The sequence below is a fragment of the Leifsonia sp. Leaf264 genome, assembly GCF_001422325.1.
GTDB lineage: Bacteria > Actinomycetota > Actinomycetes > Actinomycetales > Microbacteriaceae > Orlajensenia.
In genome coordinates this window covers 49,793-66,988 of sequence record NZ_LMMR01000009.1, presented here as the reverse complement: position 1 = coordinate 66,988, position 17,196 = coordinate 49,793, and the positions used below count along the sequence as shown (strand labels likewise).

At 68.2% G+C, this 17,196-nt stretch carries 14 protein-coding genes and 1 tRNA gene; 8 read left to right on the top strand and 7 right to left on the bottom strand.

The window, feature by feature from the left end; translation table 11 throughout:
* Positions 1 to 92: 92 nt before the first annotated feature.
* From ASF30_RS20765 to ASF30_RS20750, 4 genes are read left to right on the top strand one after another with little or no spacing between them, the layout of a single operon-like run.
* Positions 93 to 1,268: an acyltransferase family protein gene (locus tag ASF30_RS20765; protein WP_157497555.1), complete on the top strand. Its 1,176-nt coding sequence runs from the start codon at positions 93 to 95 to the stop codon at positions 1,266 to 1,268.
* Positions 1,265 to 2,230, top strand: coding sequence for a glycosyltransferase (locus ASF30_RS20760; protein ID WP_055911244.1), 966 nt, complete (start codon positions 1,265 to 1,267; stop codon positions 2,228 to 2,230). Before ASF30_RS20765 ends, ASF30_RS20760 begins: the two co-directional genes overlap by 4 nt.
* Entirely contained in the window at positions 2,227 to 3,348 is a 1,122-nt protein-coding gene (locus ASF30_RS20755; protein WP_055911242.1) for a polysaccharide pyruvyl transferase family protein, read from the top strand. Before ASF30_RS20760 ends, ASF30_RS20755 begins: the two co-directional genes overlap by 4 nt.
* Positions 3,345 to 4,403, top strand: coding sequence for a glycosyltransferase family 4 protein (locus ASF30_RS20750; protein ID WP_055911240.1), 1,059 nt, complete (start codon positions 3,345 to 3,347; stop codon positions 4,401 to 4,403). The genes ASF30_RS20755 and ASF30_RS20750 overlap by 4 nt, the downstream gene beginning before the upstream one ends.
* On the opposite strand, the gene ASF30_RS20745 is transcribed toward ASF30_RS20750, so the two are convergent.
* Genes ASF30_RS20745 through ASF30_RS20735 form a run of 3 tightly spaced genes read right to left on the bottom strand, consistent with a single transcriptional unit; the run spans position 4,352 to position 8,217 of the window.
* Entirely contained in the window at positions 4,352 to 5,881 is a 1,530-nt protein-coding gene (locus ASF30_RS20745; protein WP_055911239.1) for a hypothetical protein, read from the bottom strand. The genes ASF30_RS20750 and ASF30_RS20745 overlap by 52 nt on opposite strands.
* A gap of 14 nt (positions 5,882 to 5,895) precedes the next feature.
* Positions 5,896 to 7,221, bottom strand: coding sequence for a polysaccharide biosynthesis tyrosine autokinase (locus ASF30_RS20740; protein ID WP_055911237.1), 1,326 nt, complete (start codon positions 7,219 to 7,221; stop codon positions 5,896 to 5,898).
* Between the two features lie 57 nt (positions 7,222 to 7,278).
* On the bottom strand, positions 7,279 to 8,217 hold the full coding sequence (locus ASF30_RS20735) for an alpha/beta hydrolase (protein ID WP_055911235.1): 939 nt from the start codon (positions 8,215 to 8,217) through the stop codon (positions 7,279 to 7,281).
* A 240-nt stretch (positions 8,218 to 8,457) separates the two neighbouring features.
* Here ASF30_RS20735 and ASF30_RS20730 point away from each other — a divergent pair, with 240 nt between their 5' ends.
* Positions 8,458 to 9,912 carry a sugar transferase gene (locus tag ASF30_RS20730; RefSeq protein WP_235480444.1) on the top strand — a complete coding sequence of 485 codons (1,455 nt, stop codon included), beginning with the start codon at positions 8,458 to 8,460 and terminating at the stop codon, positions 9,910 to 9,912.
* 163 nt (positions 9,913 to 10,075) lie between these two features.
* Positions 10,076 to 10,240 (top strand): hypothetical protein, encoded by a 165-nt coding sequence (locus ASF30_RS22920; protein ID WP_157497554.1) that lies wholly within the window; start codon positions 10,076 to 10,078, stop codon positions 10,238 to 10,240.
* 51 nt (positions 10,241 to 10,291) lie between these two features.
* On the opposite strand, the gene ASF30_RS20725 is transcribed toward ASF30_RS22920, so the two are convergent.
* From ASF30_RS20725 to ASF30_RS20715, 3 genes are all read right to left on the bottom strand, one after another.
* Positions 10,292 to 10,365: transfer RNA gene (locus ASF30_RS20725), tRNA-Pro, on the bottom strand.
* Positions 10,366 to 10,438: 73 nt separating this feature from the next.
* A complete protein-coding gene (locus tag ASF30_RS20720) occupies positions 10,439 to 11,425 on the bottom strand; it encodes a metallophosphoesterase (protein WP_055911232.1) in 987 nt (328 codons plus the stop codon).
* 2 nt (positions 11,426 to 11,427) lie between these two features.
* Entirely contained in the window at positions 11,428 to 14,007 is a 2,580-nt protein-coding gene (locus ASF30_RS20715) for a transglycosylase domain-containing protein (RefSeq protein WP_235480442.1), read from the bottom strand.
* Between the two features lie 122 nt (positions 14,008 to 14,129).
* On the opposite strand from ASF30_RS20715, the gene ASF30_RS20710 reads away from it, so the two are divergent.
* Entirely contained in the window at positions 14,130 to 14,357 is a 228-nt protein-coding gene (locus ASF30_RS20710; protein WP_055911228.1) for a hypothetical protein, read from the top strand.
* Positions 14,357 to 14,827: a RidA family protein gene (locus tag ASF30_RS20705; RefSeq protein WP_055911226.1), complete on the top strand. Its 471-nt coding sequence runs from the start codon at positions 14,357 to 14,359 to the stop codon at positions 14,825 to 14,827. The genes ASF30_RS20710 and ASF30_RS20705 overlap by 1 nt, the downstream gene beginning before the upstream one ends.
* Before the next feature lie 78 nt (positions 14,828 to 14,905).
* On the opposite strand, the gene acs is transcribed toward ASF30_RS20705, so the two are convergent.
* Positions 14,906 to 16,852: an acetate--CoA ligase gene (acs, locus tag ASF30_RS20700; RefSeq protein ID WP_055911225.1), complete on the bottom strand. Its 1,947-nt coding sequence runs from the start codon at positions 16,850 to 16,852 to the stop codon at positions 14,906 to 14,908.
* Positions 16,853 to 17,196 lie beyond the last annotated feature (344 nt).

The window sequence follows — 17,196 nt, the reverse complement described above, 5'->3', positions numbered from 1 at the left end:
CCGATCGCGAGAGCGGAGCTGCGAACCCGACGGGGGGCGTGTACCCACCCGGGTTCAATCGGGTGCACGGCCGACCGAGAGATTGGACAGCCGTGAGCATCTCCACCTATCGCTGGACAGTCTCCGAGCCACGCCCACGGGCCTGGATGAACTTCGCCAAAGGCGTCGCCATCGCCATGGTCGTGCTGTACCACGTGACCCTCTACCTGCAGCACGCTGGAATCATGGGGCTGCCGAGCCGCATGAAGCTCGTGCTCGAGCTGTTCCCCATGCCGGTGTTCTTCCTCATCGCCGGCCTGTTCGGCGCCCGCGCCGCGACCTGGAGCCTCGGCAACCTGTGGCGGCGACGCCTCCTGCCCGTGCTCTACCTCTACATCGTGTGGTCGGTCATCCGCTTCGGCTTCTACCTGCTCATCCCCGGACTCAGCGGCGAGCTGGGCGAACTGCCGGCGAGCAACCCCATCAGCCTCGCGCTCATCCTCATCTGGCCCAGCAGCAGTTACTGGTTCATCTACGCCCTCGCCGTCTTCGCCTTCGCGGCGTGGGCACTGCACAAGCTGCCGCCGGTCGTGCACGTCGTGCTCGCCGCGCTGCTGTCGAGCGCGGTCACGGCAGGGCTGGTCAACTCGGGCAACATCGGCTGGAACCGCGTGGGCGCGCTGTACGTCTTCTACGCCTTCGGCGTGCTGTACGCCCCCCGCGTCTTCGATGCCGTCGCCAAGGTGTCGGTGCAGCGCACCCTCCTCGCCGCCGCTGCGCTCGCCGCTTCAGCGGCCATCCTCTTCCTCCTGCCGACGCGCTGGGTGCCGTTCCTCGTCCTCCTCGGCCAGGCGTCGGCCGTTGCCCTCGGCATCCTGCTCTCCGCTTACCTGGCCAGGCTCCGGATGCTGTCCTTCGTGTCGACGATGGGCGCTGAGAGCCTGCAGATCTACCTGCTGCACCTGTTCGTCATCGTGCCGGTGGCCGGGCTGCTCGGGCTGGCGCTCGGCGGGGTGCATCGCGGAGTCGGCATCGCCATCCAGTTCGGGCTGGTCGCCTTCGCCATCGTGGCGTCCCTCCTCCTCTCGAAGCTGACGACGAAGGTGCGCTGGCTCTACGTTCCGCCGATCATCAAGCGCAAGCGCGCCACGGCGGCCGCCGGCGTTCCGGCATCCGCCGGCACCACGGACTCCGTCGGCACCACGGATGCCCCCACGAATCCCGACGGCCGCACGACGGCCGTGACCACACCTCGAACAATCGCACGCGACAAGGAGATATCGACATGAACACCGGAATCGACCGCACGCCTGAGACAGGTGGGAAGCTGCTGCTGGCTGCATCCACAGGCGGTCATCTCGCCCAGCTCGTTCGACTCGCGCCCGGACTCGGTGCCACCGACGACTCGCTGTGGGTCACCTTCCGCACTCCTCAGAGCGAGTCGCTGCTGAAGGGGCGCAACGTGCTGTACGTGCCGTACATCCGCCCGCGCGACGCCGCGAACGTCGTGCGCGCCTACCAGTCGATCAGGGCCGTGGTGAAGAGCGGAAAGTTCGATGGTGCCGTCAGCACCGGCTCGGCGCTCGCCCTGGCCGCGCTGCCGGCCGCGAAGATGGGCGGACTGCCCACGCTGTACATCGAGAGCGTCTCCCGCGTCGACGGACCGTCGCTGTCCGGTCGCATCCTCGACCGGCTGCGCCTGGCGGAGCTGCGCACGCAGCACCCGCACTGGTCGACCGGGCGCTGGGGCGTGCACCCGAGCGTGCTCTCCACCTTCCACAACGTCACCAAGCCGACCCCGGCCGATGGCCGGTTGAAGCTGTTCGTCACCCTCGGCACCATCGAGGGCTACGGCTTCAACTCGCTCGTCGACCGCATCGTCGAGCTCGGCATCGCCGGGGACGACACGACCTGGCAGCTCGGCTACACCGAGCCGGGGCGGGAGCTGCCCGGCACCGCCCATGCGCAGGTGAGCGCCGACGACTTCGAGCGCTACGCCCGTGAGGCCGACGTCGTCATCACCCATGCCGGAGTGGGCACAGTGCTCGGGCTCCTCGAGATGGGCATCTCGCCGATCGCGGTCGTGCGCCGCAAGGAGCGCGGCGAGCACGTCGACAACCACCAGGAGCAGATCGCCCGCCTCATGTCCGAACTGGGCATCGGCACCTCGACCGAGGTCGGCGACCTCACCGCCGACATGATCCACGCGGCCGCCACCACGGCCATCCGCGGCGACCTGGCGGTGGCGTGAGCGGCCGGGGCGCCGAGCCTGCGCAGGAGGGAGCGACGATCGACATCTTCGTTCCCGGCGTCGGCCAGTACGACAACATCGGCGACATCATCCTGCGGCGTCAGCTCATCGCCTGGCTCAAGCCCCTCGGCCGCCTGCACGTCTACGTCGGAGCGTCGCCGGAGGGCTACGCGGAGTCGCTCGGTGTCGGGGACGACGACGTCGTCTACCGTTCCTTCTCGGCCTGGTACCGGGCAGGTCTGGCGCGCGCGTGGGACGGAACGGCGCACTACGTCTTCAAGCCTGGCGAGATCCAACTGACCCTGATCGGCATGAAGGAGCACGTGGTGGTGCTTCCCCTGCTCGCGCTGCTGCGCCTGCGCGGTGGCTCCGTGGTGAGGGTCGGATCCGGTTCCCGCGACCTCGCTCCGCTGCCGAGGCTCCTGATGCGACCCTCCATCGCCCTCTCCCAGATCACGGCCTGGCGCGATGGCACGACAGCCGCCTACCTCGGCGGCGAGGTCATGCCCGATCTCGCCTTCGGCGAGGGCGTCGGACCGTCGACGGATGCCGCCCCCGAAGCGCGCGACACCCTCGTCGTGTCGATGCGCAGCGACCGACCGGAGCCCGGCGCCGCCTGGATCGCCGGCATCCGTCGGTTCGCGGCAGAGCGTGGCCTGCGCATCGAGGTGGTGACCCAGGTGCTGCGCGACCGCCAGCGCTCCCGCGACCTCGCGGCGGCACTCGATGCAGACCTCGCCGATTGGGACGGCTCGGACCACGGTGGTCAGGAGGACGCCCTGCGCGCCATCTACGCCCGCACGGCGCTCGCCGTCAGCGACAGGTTGCACGTGCTCATCGCGGCGTCGACCGAGGGCGCGACACCGATCGCGCTGCTGGTCGACGGCTCCGGCAAGATCGATCGCCACTTCGAAGCGGCCGGCGTCTCCGGCGTCGCCGTTCCGGCGAGCGAACTGAGCGAGGACGAGATCGTCACCGCACTGTCCGCGGCGCTTCAACGCGGCCCGGCCGTGCAGGAGTCCCTCGCCGACGCCCGGCTCGAGCTGGCGCGTGTGCGCGAACGGGTCGAGCTGCTTATCGGAGGGGTGCCGGCGCCCGTCGAGCTGGTCGACGCATGACAGTGACAGTGACCGTCGACGAGCCGGGCACGACGCTCGAGCCCATCGAGGTGCTGCACGTGGGGCGCCGCGGAGAGGTCGCCGGTGGCATGACGCAGGTCGTGAACGGCTACCTCTCCTATCCCTTCGACGACTGCGAGTTGCGCGTCATCGTTTCCCGCGATGGTTCCACCGGCCCACGCGCTCTCGCCCTGTTCCTCGGAGCGGCCTGGCGGATCGGAACCCTGCGCGGCCGAGAGTCCCGGGTCGTCGTGGTGCACCTGTCCCAAGGTGGATCCTTCGTGCGCGAGGGGCTCCTGCTGAGGCTCGCCCACGCGCGCGGATTCGGCACCGTCGCGCACCTGCACGGCAGCAGCTTCCCCGACTACGCCGCACGCGAGCCGGCTCGTGTCGCGCGGGTGCTCCGCGCGGCCGACAGCGTCTTCGTGCTGAGCGACGAGACTCGCGCCGCCGTCCTCGGCGTCGTGCCGTCAGCCAGCACCGAGCTCATCCCGAACGCCGTCCCCGAGGGGATGCCGCGCACGAAGGAGAAGCGCATAGTCTTCGGCGGCAGCGTCTCGCTCCGCAAAGGCGTCGACGTCCTCGTCGACGCCTGGCGAGCCATCGCCGACCACGACGGCTGGACGCTCGACATCGTCGGGCCTGTGGCCGATCCCGAGGTCGTCCCCGAGTCGCTGCCGGATGCCGTCTTCCACGGTTCGCTTCCGCACGCGCAGTTGATGGAACTGCTCGAGACCGCCGAGATCGCCGTGCTCCCGTCCCGCGACGAGGCCATGCCCATGTTCATCCTCGAGGCGCTGGCCCGTCGGGACTGCGTCATCGCCACTCGCGTCGGCGGCATCCCGTCCGTGCTCGGTGGCGGTGCCGGCGTGCTCGTCGATGCCGGCGACGCCGCCGGTCTGGCTGCGGCAGTGCAGGAGCTCATGACATCGGATGCGGCCCGCGACGAGGTGCGCGCGGCCGGAACCGCCAGGTTCCAGCGCGACTACTCAGCGGCGGCCGTCTACCCGATGCTGGCGGCGCGCTGGCGCGCCGTGCTCCCCGGGAGCCGCTGAGGCACCAACCCGGTGGCGCGCTCCTCGTCGCGGGCCGCAGCTCGCAGCGAGGCCACGATTCCAGCGACCGCGAAGACGAACGGGAACGACGGCGCCGACACGAACACCGGCGCGGCGGCCGACTCGATCACGAGGAGCACCAGCCAGCCAACGCCCGTGATCCGCACCCAGCGGGCGAGCACCGACTCGTTCGGCGAGCTGCGACGCAGCAGGCTGACGAGCACGCAGACGATGCCGATGGCGAAGGCGGCCGCCCCGAGCCATCCGCTCTCCCCGATGATGGCTGGCCACTGGGTGTCATTGAGGAACATGCCCTTCTCACCGGGCCCCAGGCCGTAGACGTGATCGAAGCCGAGCTTGTAGTACTCGGGGCTGTAATCGACGCTCGCCTGAAAGCTGCCGAAGCGGCCGAAGCCGGCGCCGAAGGGGAAGTACGCGGTCGCGACGGCGAGCGAGCCCCACGTCATGGTCGAGCGGGCGGAGTCCTGGATGATGTACGTCTCGACGGCGTCGCCCACCAGCGCGATGAGCGGCGGCACGATGAGTGCGATGGCGAACGGACCGAAGCAGAGGGCGATGACGATGAGGATGGGCCGTCCGTAGCGGAGCGTGAGGATTCCGAGAGCGGCGAGCAGTCCGACGATCGACTTGACCTCGAGGGTCAGCGTGGTCAGTGCCACTGTCACGCCGATGAGGATCGCATTCCCGAGCGAGGTGCGCACGACGCAGGCATAGGCGACAGCGGCGACGGCGAGCACGGCGGTGAAGCGTCCGAACGCCGCCGGATGCTGGAACAGGCCCTGCAGCGCGGTCACGCCGCCCAGATGGGTGATCGTGCCTCCGACGATGCTGCGCCAGAACTCGGGGAACGCCAGGTTCGCGAGGCCTGACGCCGCGACGACTGCTATCGCGACGACGCCCGCCTTCAGTAGCACACGGAAGTCCCGGTCGGTCCAGCGCAGCTGGGCGAGGGCGAACGCGAACAGGAGGCCTTTGGCGATGAGGATCAGCGACTGCAGCATCAGGGAGTAGGACACGTGCATGACCACGCTGCTCAACACGCCGAAGACGAAGAACAGAAGGAACCAGGCCATGCCCGGAAGGAGCACGATCCGCCGCTCAGCGATCAGCCGCCTCGTCGTGAAGGCGATCACGGCGAGGCCGATGACGGCCTCGTCGGTGTTCGTGGCTATCGGCCCGACCACCTGCTGCAGCACGTTCGACAGGATGATCGCGGAGAGCCCTGTGATGGCGAAGACCTTCGGGTGGAACGCCGCGAGGTAGACCAGCACGGCACCGGCGACGACGATGATGAACAGGGCCGGCTGCACCAGGAGCGATGCGACGACGAGTCCGGCGGCGACGACAGCTCCGCCCGCGGAGAGAAGAACGTCGGCGCGCAGGCGCGGGCTCACTCCCGAGGCGCGCCGCTCACGCGGGGCCGCGCTCTGCGTGGACTGTGTCGCCTGCACCGTCATGTCGCCGTCGCCGATCAGTCCCGGGCGTCCGCGCCGCGCACGGGTGCGGCTGTGAGCACGACCCCGTACACGGCGGCTCCGATGCCGTCGAGCGCGGTGACAGCCTGGCGCAGGTCGTCCGCGCGGGTGCGCCCGGCGCGAGCGACGACGACGTAGCCGTCAGCGAGCTCGGCCAGTGCCAGACCGTCGGAGTTCGCCAGCAGGGGGCCGGAGTCGAGGATGACGATGTCGACGTCGGCGGCGAGGGCCGCGATGACGGCACTCGAGCGCTCCGAGGAGAGGATGTCGCTCGCCCCAGCCTCGACGGCCTCGGTCGTGATGACCGCGAGGTTGGGTGCGGCCTCCGTGCGCTCGAGCGATGCCGGGGCCGTTCCGGCCAGGAGCGAGTTCGACAGGCCCGTCGCGTGCGTCAGGCCGAAGACCCGGGCAATCGAGGGGGCGCGCAGGTCGGCATCGATGAGAGCGACCCTGAGCCCGCCCTCGGCGAGGGCGGCGGCGAGGTTCGCGGCGATGGTCGTCTTGCCCTCGGACAGGCCGGGGGAGCTGACGACGACCACGGGAGTGGCGGATGCCGAGAGCGACGCGACGACCTTGGTGCGGATGATGCGCACGGCCTCAGCGAAGCGGCCGGAGGGGTTGGCGAGCACCGGCACCGGCGTCTTGGACAGCGACCGCTCAGCGGGCACCCGCCCCAGGTAGGCCGCATCCGTCGCCTTCGCGACGTCTCGACCATTGCGCGTGCGGGTGTTGAGCAGCTCGGCGAGGACCACGATGATGAAGGCGACCGCGAGACCGCCGAAGAGCCCGATGAGCACGGCAAGGATGGTGTTCGGCGACGACGGTGATTTGGGTGCGACGGGCTCCTGCACGACGGTGGTGCTGATCGTGGCCGGTGAGTCCGTCGATCCCGAGGTCTCGATCTGATCGCTCAGGCTCGCCGCGACAGCGTTGCCGAGGTCGACGGCGCCCTCCGGGGTGTCTGCTGTCGCCTCGATGGAGAGCAGCGCCGACAGGCCGACGGCCGTGACCGAGACGCTGTCCGCCAGCTTGTCCGGAGTGGTGTCGAGGCCGAGCTCATCGATCACGGGCTGCAGCACGACCGGAGTCGAGGCCAGTTGGGTGAAGGTGCCCACCTGCTGCGCCAACAGGTTGTTGCCCGCCACCAGTTCCTGCGCTGTCCCTGTTCCTCCCGTCGGCTCGAGCAGCAGCTTGGTCTGCGTCGTGTACTCCGCGGGGGCAACGGCGACGTAGGCGACGGCGGCCACCAGGCCCGCCAGGATCGTCACGACGACGGGGAACCAATGGCGTCGGATGACGCGGATGGTCTGCTTGAAGTCCACTGACTTACCTCCGGGGTTGACGGTCGGTCGGGCGGGAGCCCGCGGATGCGATGAGGCTCATGAGAGCCGCTCGGTGAAGAATTCGATGATGCGGGTGCGAATGTGCGGGCCGAGCAGCTGGATGCCGTGCTTCGAGCCGTCCTGGACGCTCAGCTGCACGGGGACCTTCGCGGCCTTGAGCGCCGCGGCCATGGTCTCGGCCTGTTCAACCGGGACGAGCTCGTCCGATCCGTTCACCAGGATCATCGGCGGGTCGGATGCGTCGACCGAGAGCACCGCCGAAGCCTCGGCCGCCTGCGGGCAGTCCGCCGCGATCACGCTCGGGCAGCCGAGGTAGTTGAGGATCATCGAGGCGGCCTCGTCGGAGGGGGAGCCCAGCGTGAGTGCGTCCTCCGTCATCAGCGAGACGCCCGAGAGCGACACCGCTGCCGCCACGCGACCGCCCTCCTGCAGTGATCCGGTCCCGAGGGTCGCCACGGTCTGGGTGAGGATGGCGCCGGCCGAGCTGCCGAACAGCCCGATGCGGGTCGGATCGACGCCGAAGCGCGCAGCCTGCTCCGGCTGCCTGATCCACGCGATGGCGGCCTCGACGTCCTCGACCTGACTCGGGTAGACGAACTCGGGCGCGAGCCTGTAGTCGATGGAGAAGCCGGCGATGCCGTTCTCCGCGAACAGCTCGCACACTGCACGCATACCGCCGCCAGTGCGGTCGCCGTCGATGAAGCCTCCGCCGTGCAGCAGCACGACAGCGGCCGTCGGCTCGCTGGCGTCCTTCGGCACGCAGGCGTCGAGTTTGAGGTCGCCTCCCTCAGGTGAGGAGTAGACGAGACCGGGGGTGACGGTGACAGCGGAGTTCGAGGCGTCGGGGTCGGCGGCCGATGGGGAGCTCGCGCAGGAGGTGATGGGGAGCACGAGAGCGGCGCAGAGGACCAGGACCGCGGCGCGGAACGCGCGGCGCGGCGCTCTTCCGGTACGGCTGATCGACGCAACTGTCATCGGGGCTCACTGTCCTTGTCCGGTCGGCCCCGCCGAGGTGCGTACTCCGTCGGGGACCTGCTCGTTCGCACCCTCGCGTCGTGATTTCCATTCCATAGCGTTCTCTCGACCCAGCGGTGTCGAGGATATGTCGGGTGTGTTAAATCTGACCCCTGTACGTGGCACGTCGACCCGACCCGATGCTTAGGTGTAACCAACTCGACGGGGATGAAACTTTTGACTCAAGCCATTGAAGAAAACATGGCGACGAGCTCGAGGGTGACGAAGCAGGCCGACTGGAACCAGAAGTACGGGCAGCTTCTCTTCTTCTCGGACCTCGTCGTGATCGCACTCAGCGTCGCTGTCGCGCAGTACGTCGGCGGCCTGCCGTCGACGATCGCCGGCATCGGCGAGCTGCTGACCTTCACCACGCCCATGATCATCTCGATCAGCGTGGTGCTGGTGTGGATGTTCGCCCTCACCGCTGCTGGCTCGCGCTCGACCCGCCACATCGGTGCCGGCTCGATCGAGTACCGGCGCGTGATCAACTCCACCCTCATCGTCTTCGGCGCCGGCGGCATGGCGGCGTACTTCCTGGACATCGGCGGCCTGCAGCGCTACTTCGCCTTCGCCTTCCTCCTCGGGCTTCCTGCGGTCATCCTCGAGCGCTACTTCTGGCGCAACTGGCTGGCCGCTCGACGACGTGAGGGGCGGATGTCGCACCGCGTCCTCCTGGTCGGGTCGGTGGCGTCGGTCACGGCCATGGCACGCGACCTGGCACGGGCTCCGGAATCCGGCCTCAAGGTCGTCGGCGCCTGCACGCCGAGCGGCGCCGTCGCCGGCGTGATCGACGGCACCGAGATCCCGGTGTCGGGCTCGCTCACGAACCTGATCGAGTCCCTGGACGCCGTCAACGCCGACACCGTGGTCATCACCAGCGCGAACGAGATGTCGCCGTCGCTGGTGCGCGAGCTCAGCTGGCAGCTGGAGCCGGGACGCCAGCACCTGGTCGTGGCGCCGAGCCTCACCGACATCGGCGGACCGAGGCTGCACACGCGCCCCGTCGCCGGGCTCCCGCTCATCCACGTGGAGACCCCGCGGTACTACGGCGGCAAGCTCTACATCAAGCGCTTCTTCGACATCGTGGCATCCGGGACCCTCATCGTGCTCCTGGCGCCGTTCCTGGCCGCCGTGACCATCGCGGTGCGGCTGAGTACCCCCGGATCCGTCATCTTCCGGCAGGAACGCATCGGCCTGCGGGGCGAGCGCTTCGACATGCTCAAGTTCCGATCCATGTACATGGACGCCGAGGACCGCCTGGCCGAGCTCGAGAACGTGGCCCGCGCTGAGGGGAACTCGGTCATGTTCAAGATGAAGAACGACCCGCGCGTCACGCCGATCGGCGGATTCCTCCGCCGCTTCAGCCTCGACGAGCTTCCCCAGCTGTTCAACGTCTTCCGCGGCACGATGTCGATCGTCGGCCCCAGGCCGCCCCTCGAGCGCGAGGTCGAACAGTACGACCAGCACGTGCACCGCCGCTTCCTCGTGAAGCCGGGCATCACCGGTCTCTGGCAGGTCAGCGGTCGCTCCAACCTGAACTGGGAGGAGACCGTGCGTCTCGACCTGTACTACGTCGAGAACTGGAACCTCACGGGCGACCTGCTCATCCTCTGGAAGACGGCCCGCGCCGTCCTCGGCAGCGACGGGGCGTACTGAGCCGCGCGGCACGCTGCGAGCGGTCTCCCCCGGCACCCGGATGCCCCCCCGAATGAGGGGTACGCGGTGTACAGTGACTGCTCAGAGGAGCACCGTAGGCTGACGCCTGACCCGGCATGACCGGGGGAGTGCTCGAGGGGAACGACTCGAGGAGGAGTCGAGAATGGCGACAGCAGTCGTGGCAGGGATCATCGTCGTGTGGGCGCTGGTCGCCTCGGGCGCGGCCATGCTCATCGGAGGCGTCATCGGTCGCGCCGATCGCGAGGAGTGTGTCGTCGTGGAGCCGCACGCATCGGCCTTCTCCGACTCCGTCGCACAGCGCAGCTGACCTTCTCGCGGATACAGCGAAGCCCCCTTCCAGTGGAAGGGGGCTCATCTGTCGGGGTGGCGGGATTCGAACCCACGACCTCCTCGTCCCGAACGAGGCGCGCTACCAAGCTGCGCCACACCCCGATGGCCCGAAGGCCTCACTAAGAATAGCCGATAAAAAGCATCGCGTTGACCAGCGGATGCCGCCGGAGGGGACTCAGCGCTCGTTCTCGGGAACCAGCGTGAGCAGAGTCGCCTCGGGCGGGCAGGCGAATCGCACCGGAGCGTAGATCGAGGTGCCGAGGCCAGCCGAGACGTTGAGGTAGGCGTTGCGCATCCCGTGCCACCAGAGGCTCAGGCCCTTGACCTGCTTGCGCGGGATGTCGCAGTTGGTCACCAGGGCGCCGAAGCCCGGCACGCAGACCTGCCCGCCGTGCGTGTGCCCGGCCAGGATGAGCTGGGCGCCGTGGTTGACGAACGAGTTCAGCACGCGCTGGTAGGGGGCGTGGGTCACGCCGATCGAGACCGTCGACCGGCTCGCCGGGGCATCGCCGCGGTCTGGCCAGGTCTCATCGCCGAGGGGATCGTCGGCGCGCAGCTCATCGATGGCTCGGGTGATCAGTTCCGGTCGATCGAGCTTCTTGTGCGGGTCGTCGACCCCGAAGAACTCGAAATGGGTGCCGGCGATGTCGGCCGAGCTCGCCGCATTGTTGAGGTCGAGCCAGCCCAGGCTGTCGAAGTACTCGAGCAGCGCGGCAGTGTCGAGCTTCTCGGCTCGGCCGGTGTGCTTGGACGGACCGGAGAAGTACTTGAACGGGTTCTTCGCGACGGGACCGTAGTAGTCGTTCGAGCCGTTGACGAAGACCCCGGGGATTCCACGGAAGCGTTCGAAGGCGTACCGGATGCCGTCGATCCCGTCGCGGTGACCCAGGTTGTCGCCGGTGTCGACGATGAGGTCGGGCTTGAGGTCTGCGAGCGAACGCACCCACTCCTGCTTGTCCCGTTGCCACGGGGCCATGTGCAGGTCGGAGAGGTGGAGCACGCGGATCGACTTCGACCCGACGGGGAGGACCGGCACCCGCGCCTCACGCAGCGTCCACATGGTGCGCTCCACGAGCGTTCCCCATGCGAGTGCGGCGAGAGCCGCCGCGACCGTCATGGTGACGGCCGCGGCGGCTCCGGATCGAGCGGGGGATGAGGCCATCGCTAGCCCTTTCCTGGCTTGGAGTCCTTGAACTTTCCAATGCTGATCGTGACCTGCGAGCCGGGCTTGACTCCGGCTCCGGCTCCGGGATCGCTTGACTGCACGATGCCGTTCTGCTTTTCATCGGTCACGGTGACCTCGACGGTCTTGACCGAGAACGAGCCCTTGAGCTGGTTCTTCGCGTCGCCCTCGGAGAGTCCGACGACGTTCGGCATCAGGACCATGGATCCGTTGGACGTGTAGGCCGTCACGAGCGAACCGCGCGGGGCATCGCCCGACGGGTTCGTGCTGGTGACCTGGCCGGCGGGCAGCTCGGAGTCCTGGGCGCCGCCGTCGGCGAAGCCGAATCCGGCTGCCTCGATCAGCGACTGGGCCTCGGCGATCGACTTGCCGCGCACATCGGGGACCGTCGCGGTGACTGTCTTCAGCGACGAGGGATCGGCATCCGGGAATGCGTCTCCGCCGTACTTCGCATTGGCGACGGACATGATGCGCGGCCAGATCTCGTGACGGATGACGGCAGCCTGCACGCCGTTGAAGTAGGTCTGGCGCAGGTTGACGTGACCGCTCGCGTTGTAGACGCCGACGGTGGTGGCGACCTTGGTGCTCGCGCCGCTCATCCATGTGGCCTCTGCGTCGTCGGTGGTACCGGTCTTTCCGATCATCGGCACCTGCGGGTAGGTGCGCGAGTTCGACGACGAACCGGTTCCGCCCGACATCACGCGCTGCATGGCGTAGGCCATGGCCGCGGTGACCTTGGGGTCGACGGACTGCGCGCAGCCGGCGGACGGCGGAGTGATGGACTTGCCGTCCTGGGTCATGACCTTGTCGATCACGATCGGCTTGCAGACCGTGCCGTTGGCGGCGACGCCGGCGAAGGCCTCGGCCATGGTGACCGGAGCGATCTCGTTGGTTCCGAGCACCGATGCCGGACCCTGCTGGAGCTCGTCACCGTCGGCGCGGTGCACTCCGAACGACTCGGCGGTCTTGCGGATGCCGCACAGATCGAGCTGCTTGGCCATGGCCACGAAGCCCGTGTTCTCGGAGTTCTGCGTGTTGTACAGGGCCGTCCACGAGCCACCGTTTCCACCCTCGTCGTTGACGGGGCTCCAACCGGGCACGGAGATCGGACCGTTGCAGGAGTCGTTGAACGTGCCCCAGTCGCTGCGACGGTAGGCGTTCACGTACTCGTTGAGCGAGTGACCCTCCTTGATCCATTCGCCGAGGGTGAAGATCTTGTAGGTCGATCCGGGCTGGAATCCGCTCGATCCGCCGTAGTCGAAGTCGGTGTTGAAGTTCACCGCGCTGGACTGCGGGTCGACCGAGAGCACCTCGGGGTCGTTGGAGAACTGCTTGTTCTGCGCCATGGCGAGCACGCGACCGGTGCCCGGCTGAACCGAGACGGCACTGGCGCCGACGTCGATGCTCGGGTCGGAGCGCGGAACGGTCTCGTTGATCGCCTGCTCGGCGGCAGCCTGCAGGTCGAGGTCGAGGGTCGTGTAGATGTCGAGTCCGCCCTGGCGGAGAAGCTTGAGCCTGTCGTCCTCGGTCTCGCCGAAGGCGGGGTCGTTGGCGATGGTCCAGTACACGTAGTCGCAGAAGAACCCGGCTCCACCGGCCGTCGCGCATCCGGTGCTCGGCTCCTTGATCGAGGGAGCGATGGGCTCCTTGATCGCGGCGTCGTGCTCCTTCTGCGTGATCTTCTTGTACTTGAGCATCGAGTCGAGGATGTAGTCCCGACGCTCCTGGGTCTTGGCGTAGGGAACGACCTTGTCGCCGACCTTGGTCTTCGCGCCGTTCGTCTTCGAATCGGGCTGGTCGAGGCGGAACTTCTCGGGGTTGTTCACGATGGCGAGCAGCGCGGCAGCCTGCCCGAGGGTCAGGTCCTTCGCGCTGGTTCCGCCGAAGTAGTACTGCGCAGCCGACTGGATGCCGTAGACACGGCCGCCGAATCCGGCGATGTTGAGGTAGCCCTTGAGGATGTCGTCCTTCGAGTACTTCTTCTCGACGCCGATGGCGAGGCGCATCTCCTTGAGCTTGCGGTCGGGAGTGGGGTCGGTCGCCTCGGCGTACGCGGCCTGCATCTCCTCCTCGGTCTTCGCAGCGGCTTCGGCCTTCTGCACGAGGACGTTCTTCACGTACTGCTGCGTGATGCTCGATCCACCCTGGGTCGCGCCGCCCAGCACGTAGGTGGAGATCATGGCGCGCGCCGTGCCCTGCACGTCGATGCCGCCGTGCTCGTAGAAGCGGGGGTCCTCACCGGCTACTGCGGCATCCTTCGCGTACTGCGAGATGTCGTCCCAGCTGACCTCTTCGTGGTCCTGGTCGAAGAACGACGCGAGAAGGTACGGGTTGCCGTCGTTCTTGACCGCGTAGACGTTCGTCTTCTGGGCCAGGGCACCGATCTCGAGATAGCTCGGCAGGTTCTCGAACATGTTGATGCCACTGGTGGCGGCCATGCCGCTCACGGCGATGGCAGGGGTCACTGCGGCTGTCACGAGGACGCCGGCCGCGACGCTCATGCCGACGAAGGCCAGGAAGCCTCCGAGCACGCCGCTGGTCGTTCGTTTTTGGGCAGACATATAGTTGAGCTTAAGGGAGCAAGCTGGCAAAGTGCTCAGCCGGTGCTGTGTGCCGCCCTGACATCACGCCGCCCTCCACGCGTGCTCTCCACCCCATCCTCACGCCTCGACGAAGGAGCACCATGCCCACCTGGGAATACGTCACCACCCCGCTCATGATCCACAGCACCGCCGCGATCCTCAACAACTGGGGCTCCGACGGCTGGGAGCTCGTCCAGGTCGTCAGCGGCCCCGAGGGCGGCCTCGTCGCCTACCTCAAGCGTCCCGTCGGCGGGGGAGACTCCGGCGCGGCCAGCGCAGGAGCGTCGGCTGCGGCATCCGCCGCCACCGCATTCGAGGGCGGCAACTGATGTCGCAGATCGCCGATCGTCTCGCCGAGCTCGGGATCAGCCTGCCGGCGGTCGCGACGCCCGTCGCCGCCTATGTTCCCGCGATGGTCAGCGGCAACCTGGTCTTCACCTCGGGCCAGCTCCCCTTCACCGACGGCGTCCTTCCGGCCACAGGCAAGGTGGGCGAGGGCGATGGACTCGTCCCCGCCGCTGACGCCAAGGCCTACGCCGCCACCTGCATCCTCAACGCCCTCGCGGCCGCCGAGTCGGTCATCGGCTCCCTCGATCGCGTCACCCAGGTCGTGAAGGTCACGGGCTTCGTGGCGTCGGACCCGTCGTTCACGGGTCAGCCCGGTGTCATCAACGGTGCCTCGGAGCTCCTCGGCGAGATCTTCGGTGAGGCCGGGAAGCACGCCCGCTCGGCCGTCGGCGTCGCGGTCCTGCCGCTCGACGCCCCCGTCGAGGTGGAGCTGGTCCTCTCCTTCGCCTAGACGGCCGCGCTCCGACACGCGCAGATCGGCCCACCCTCCGAGGCGGAGGGTGGGCCGACCTGCGTCATCCGGATGTCGTCAGCGCACCTGGTCGGTGATCGACTGCATGACCGCGGTGTCGGCGAGGGTCGTGGTGTCGCCGATCTCGCGACCCTCGGCGAGGTCGCGCAGCAGGCGCCGCATGATCTTGCCCGACCGGGTCTTGGGCAGCTCGTTCACGATGAACACCTGGCGCGGACGCGCGATGGCACCGATCTGACGGGCGACGTGTGCTCGTAGCTGCTCGCTCGCCTCCTCGTTCGTCATCTGGATGGTCTGGCGTTCCTTGAGGATCACGAAGGCGACGACGGCCTGACCGGTGGTCTCATCCGCGGCTCCCACGACGGCGGCCTCGGCGGTCATGTCGTGAGCGACCAGCGACGACTCGATCTCCGCCGTGGAGAGGCGGTGACCCGAGACGTTCATGACGTCGTCGACGCGGCCGAGCAGCCAGATGTCGCCGTCCTCGTCGCGGCGGGCTCCGTCGCCGGCGAAGTACTTGTCGCCGAACTTCTCCCAGTACGTCTCCTTGAAGCGCTCGGGGTCGCCCCAGATGCCGCGCAGCATCGCGGGCCACGGCTCGGTGATGACGAGCAGGCCGCCATCCGTTCCCGAGACCGGCTCGCCCTCATCGGTCACGATGTCGAGCGAGATGCCTGGCACCGGGATCTGCGCAGAACCCGGCTTGAGGTCGGTGATGCCGGGCAGCGCCGAGATCATGATGCCGCCGGTCTCGGTCTGCCACCAGGTGTCGACAACGGGGATGGAGCCACCGCCGATCACGTGGCGGTACCAGATCCAGGCCTCGGGATTGATGGGTTCGCCCACCGAGCCGAGCACGCGGAGCGAGCGCAGGTTGTACTTCTGCGGGATCTGCCGGCCCATCTTCATGAACGAGCGGATGGCCGTCGGCGCCGTGTAGAGGATCGACACCTTGTACTTCTCGATGATCTCCCACCAGCGCCCCGGGTGCGGGGTGTCCGGCGTGCCCTCGTAGAGCACCTGGGTCGCACCGTTGGCGAGCGGGCCGTAGACGACGTAGGAGTGGCCGGTGATCCAGCCGACGTCGGCCGTGCACCAGTACACATCGGTCGCCGGATGCAGGTCGAAGACGTTGCGGTGGGTGAACGCCGCCTGCGTCAGGTAACCGCCGGAGGTGTGCAGGATGCCCTTCGGCTTCCCTGTCGTGCCCGAGGTGTAGAGGATGAACAGCGGTTGCTCGGCCGGGAAGGCCTTCGCCTCGTGATCGGCGTCGACCTGTGCGAGCTCATCGCCCCACCAGAGGTCACGGCCGTCCTCCCAGGCCACGTCGTTTCCGGTGCGCTTGACGACGAGCACGTGGGCGACACTCGGCGCGCCCTTGCCCAGGGCGGCGTCCACGGTGTCCTTGAGGCCGAACACGCGCCCCTTGCGGTAGCCGCCGTCGGCCGTGATGACCAGCTTGGCCTCTGCGTCGAGGATGCGGGAGTGCAGGCTGTCGGGACTGAAGCCTCCGAAGACCACGGAGTGCACGGCGCCGATGCGCGCGATAGCCAGCATGGCGATGACGGCCTCGGGGATCATGGGCAGGTAGATGGCGACGCGGTCGCCGACCTCGATGCCGAGACTGGTGAGCAGGTTCGCGGCGCGCTTCACCTCGGCCGTGAGCTCGGCATAGCTGATGTCACGGCTGTCGCCGGGCTCGCCCTCCCAGTGGATGGCGATCCTGTCGCCGTGGCCGGCCAGCACGTGCCTGTCGAGGCAGTTGTAGGCGACGTTCAGCTCGCCGTCCTCGAACCAGGTCGCGAACGGAGGGTTGGTCCAGTCCAGGGTCTTCGTGAACGGCTTGTGCCAGTGCAGCTCACGGGCGCGATCCGCCCAGAATCCGAGTCGATCGGCGGCGGCATCCGCGTACAGGCCCGGCTGTGCGACGGACTGTGCGGCGAACTCGGGGCTCGGACGGAATCGGCGGATCTCTTCGAGGTTGTGATCGATCTGCGCGTTCATTGCTTCTCTGTCGCTCCTTTGCGAGTGGCCTGCGCGGTGCTGCACCGACCGCGGAATCGCAACGATACAGCGTCAGCCCCTCACCCGGCCGCTCACCCGTTCGCGCACTCGTCGAACGGGCGCGTGGCACCCCGGACCTCTGCTCGGATGAGCACCGGATGCGGCGCGGGATGAGAGTTTTCGCCTTGTCCACAGAAATGAGGACACGTGGGCTTGCGCAGAGAGTTCTGTGCCGTAGACTTTCCATGCGCCTGAAAGCTTTTTCGGGTTCGTGCTGCGGAGCGATTCCCCCCAATCCCCGCGACACTGAGGCGGCACCTGTTCCCCCCAATAGGTGCCGCCCC

What these genes read in the sequence shown, in the direction of transcription:
- ASF30_RS20760 (WP_055911244.1), top strand. Translation starts at nt 1,265, where the DNA reads ATGAACACCGGAATCGACCGCACGCCTGAGACAGGTGGGAAGCTGCTG.
- ASF30_RS20750 (WP_055911240.1), top strand. Translation starts at nt 3,345, where the DNA reads ATGACAGTGACAGTGACCGTCGACGAGCCGGGCACGACGCTCGAGCCC.
- ASF30_RS20745 (WP_055911239.1), bottom strand. Translation starts at nt 5,881, where the DNA reads ATGACGGTGCAGGCGACACAGTCCACGCAGAGCGCGGCCCCGCGTGAG.
- ASF30_RS20735 (WP_055911235.1), bottom strand. Translation starts at nt 8,217, where the DNA reads ATGACAGTTGCGTCGATCAGCCGTACCGGAAGAGCGCCGCGCCGCGCG.
- ASF30_RS20730 (WP_235480444.1), top strand. Translation starts at nt 8,458, where the DNA reads ATGGCGACGAGCTCGAGGGTGACGAAGCAGGCCGACTGGAACCAGAAG.
- ASF30_RS22920 (WP_157497554.1), top strand. Translation starts at nt 10,076, where the DNA reads ATGGCGACAGCAGTCGTGGCAGGGATCATCGTCGTGTGGGCGCTGGTC.
- ASF30_RS20720 (WP_055911232.1), bottom strand. Translation starts at nt 11,425, where the DNA reads ATGGCCTCATCCCCCGCTCGATCCGGAGCCGCCGCGGCCGTCACCATG.
- ASF30_RS20715 (WP_235480442.1), bottom strand. Translation starts at nt 14,007, where the DNA reads ATGTCTGCCCAAAAACGAACGACCAGCGGCGTGCTCGGAGGCTTCCTG.
- ASF30_RS20710 (WP_055911228.1), top strand. Translation starts at nt 14,130, where the DNA reads ATGCCCACCTGGGAATACGTCACCACCCCGCTCATGATCCACAGCACC.
- ASF30_RS20705 (WP_055911226.1), top strand. Translation starts at nt 14,357, where the DNA reads ATGTCGCAGATCGCCGATCGTCTCGCCGAGCTCGGGATCAGCCTGCCG.
- acs (WP_055911225.1), bottom strand. Translation starts at nt 16,852, where the DNA reads ATGAACGCGCAGATCGATCACAACCTCGAAGAGATCCGCCGATTCCGT.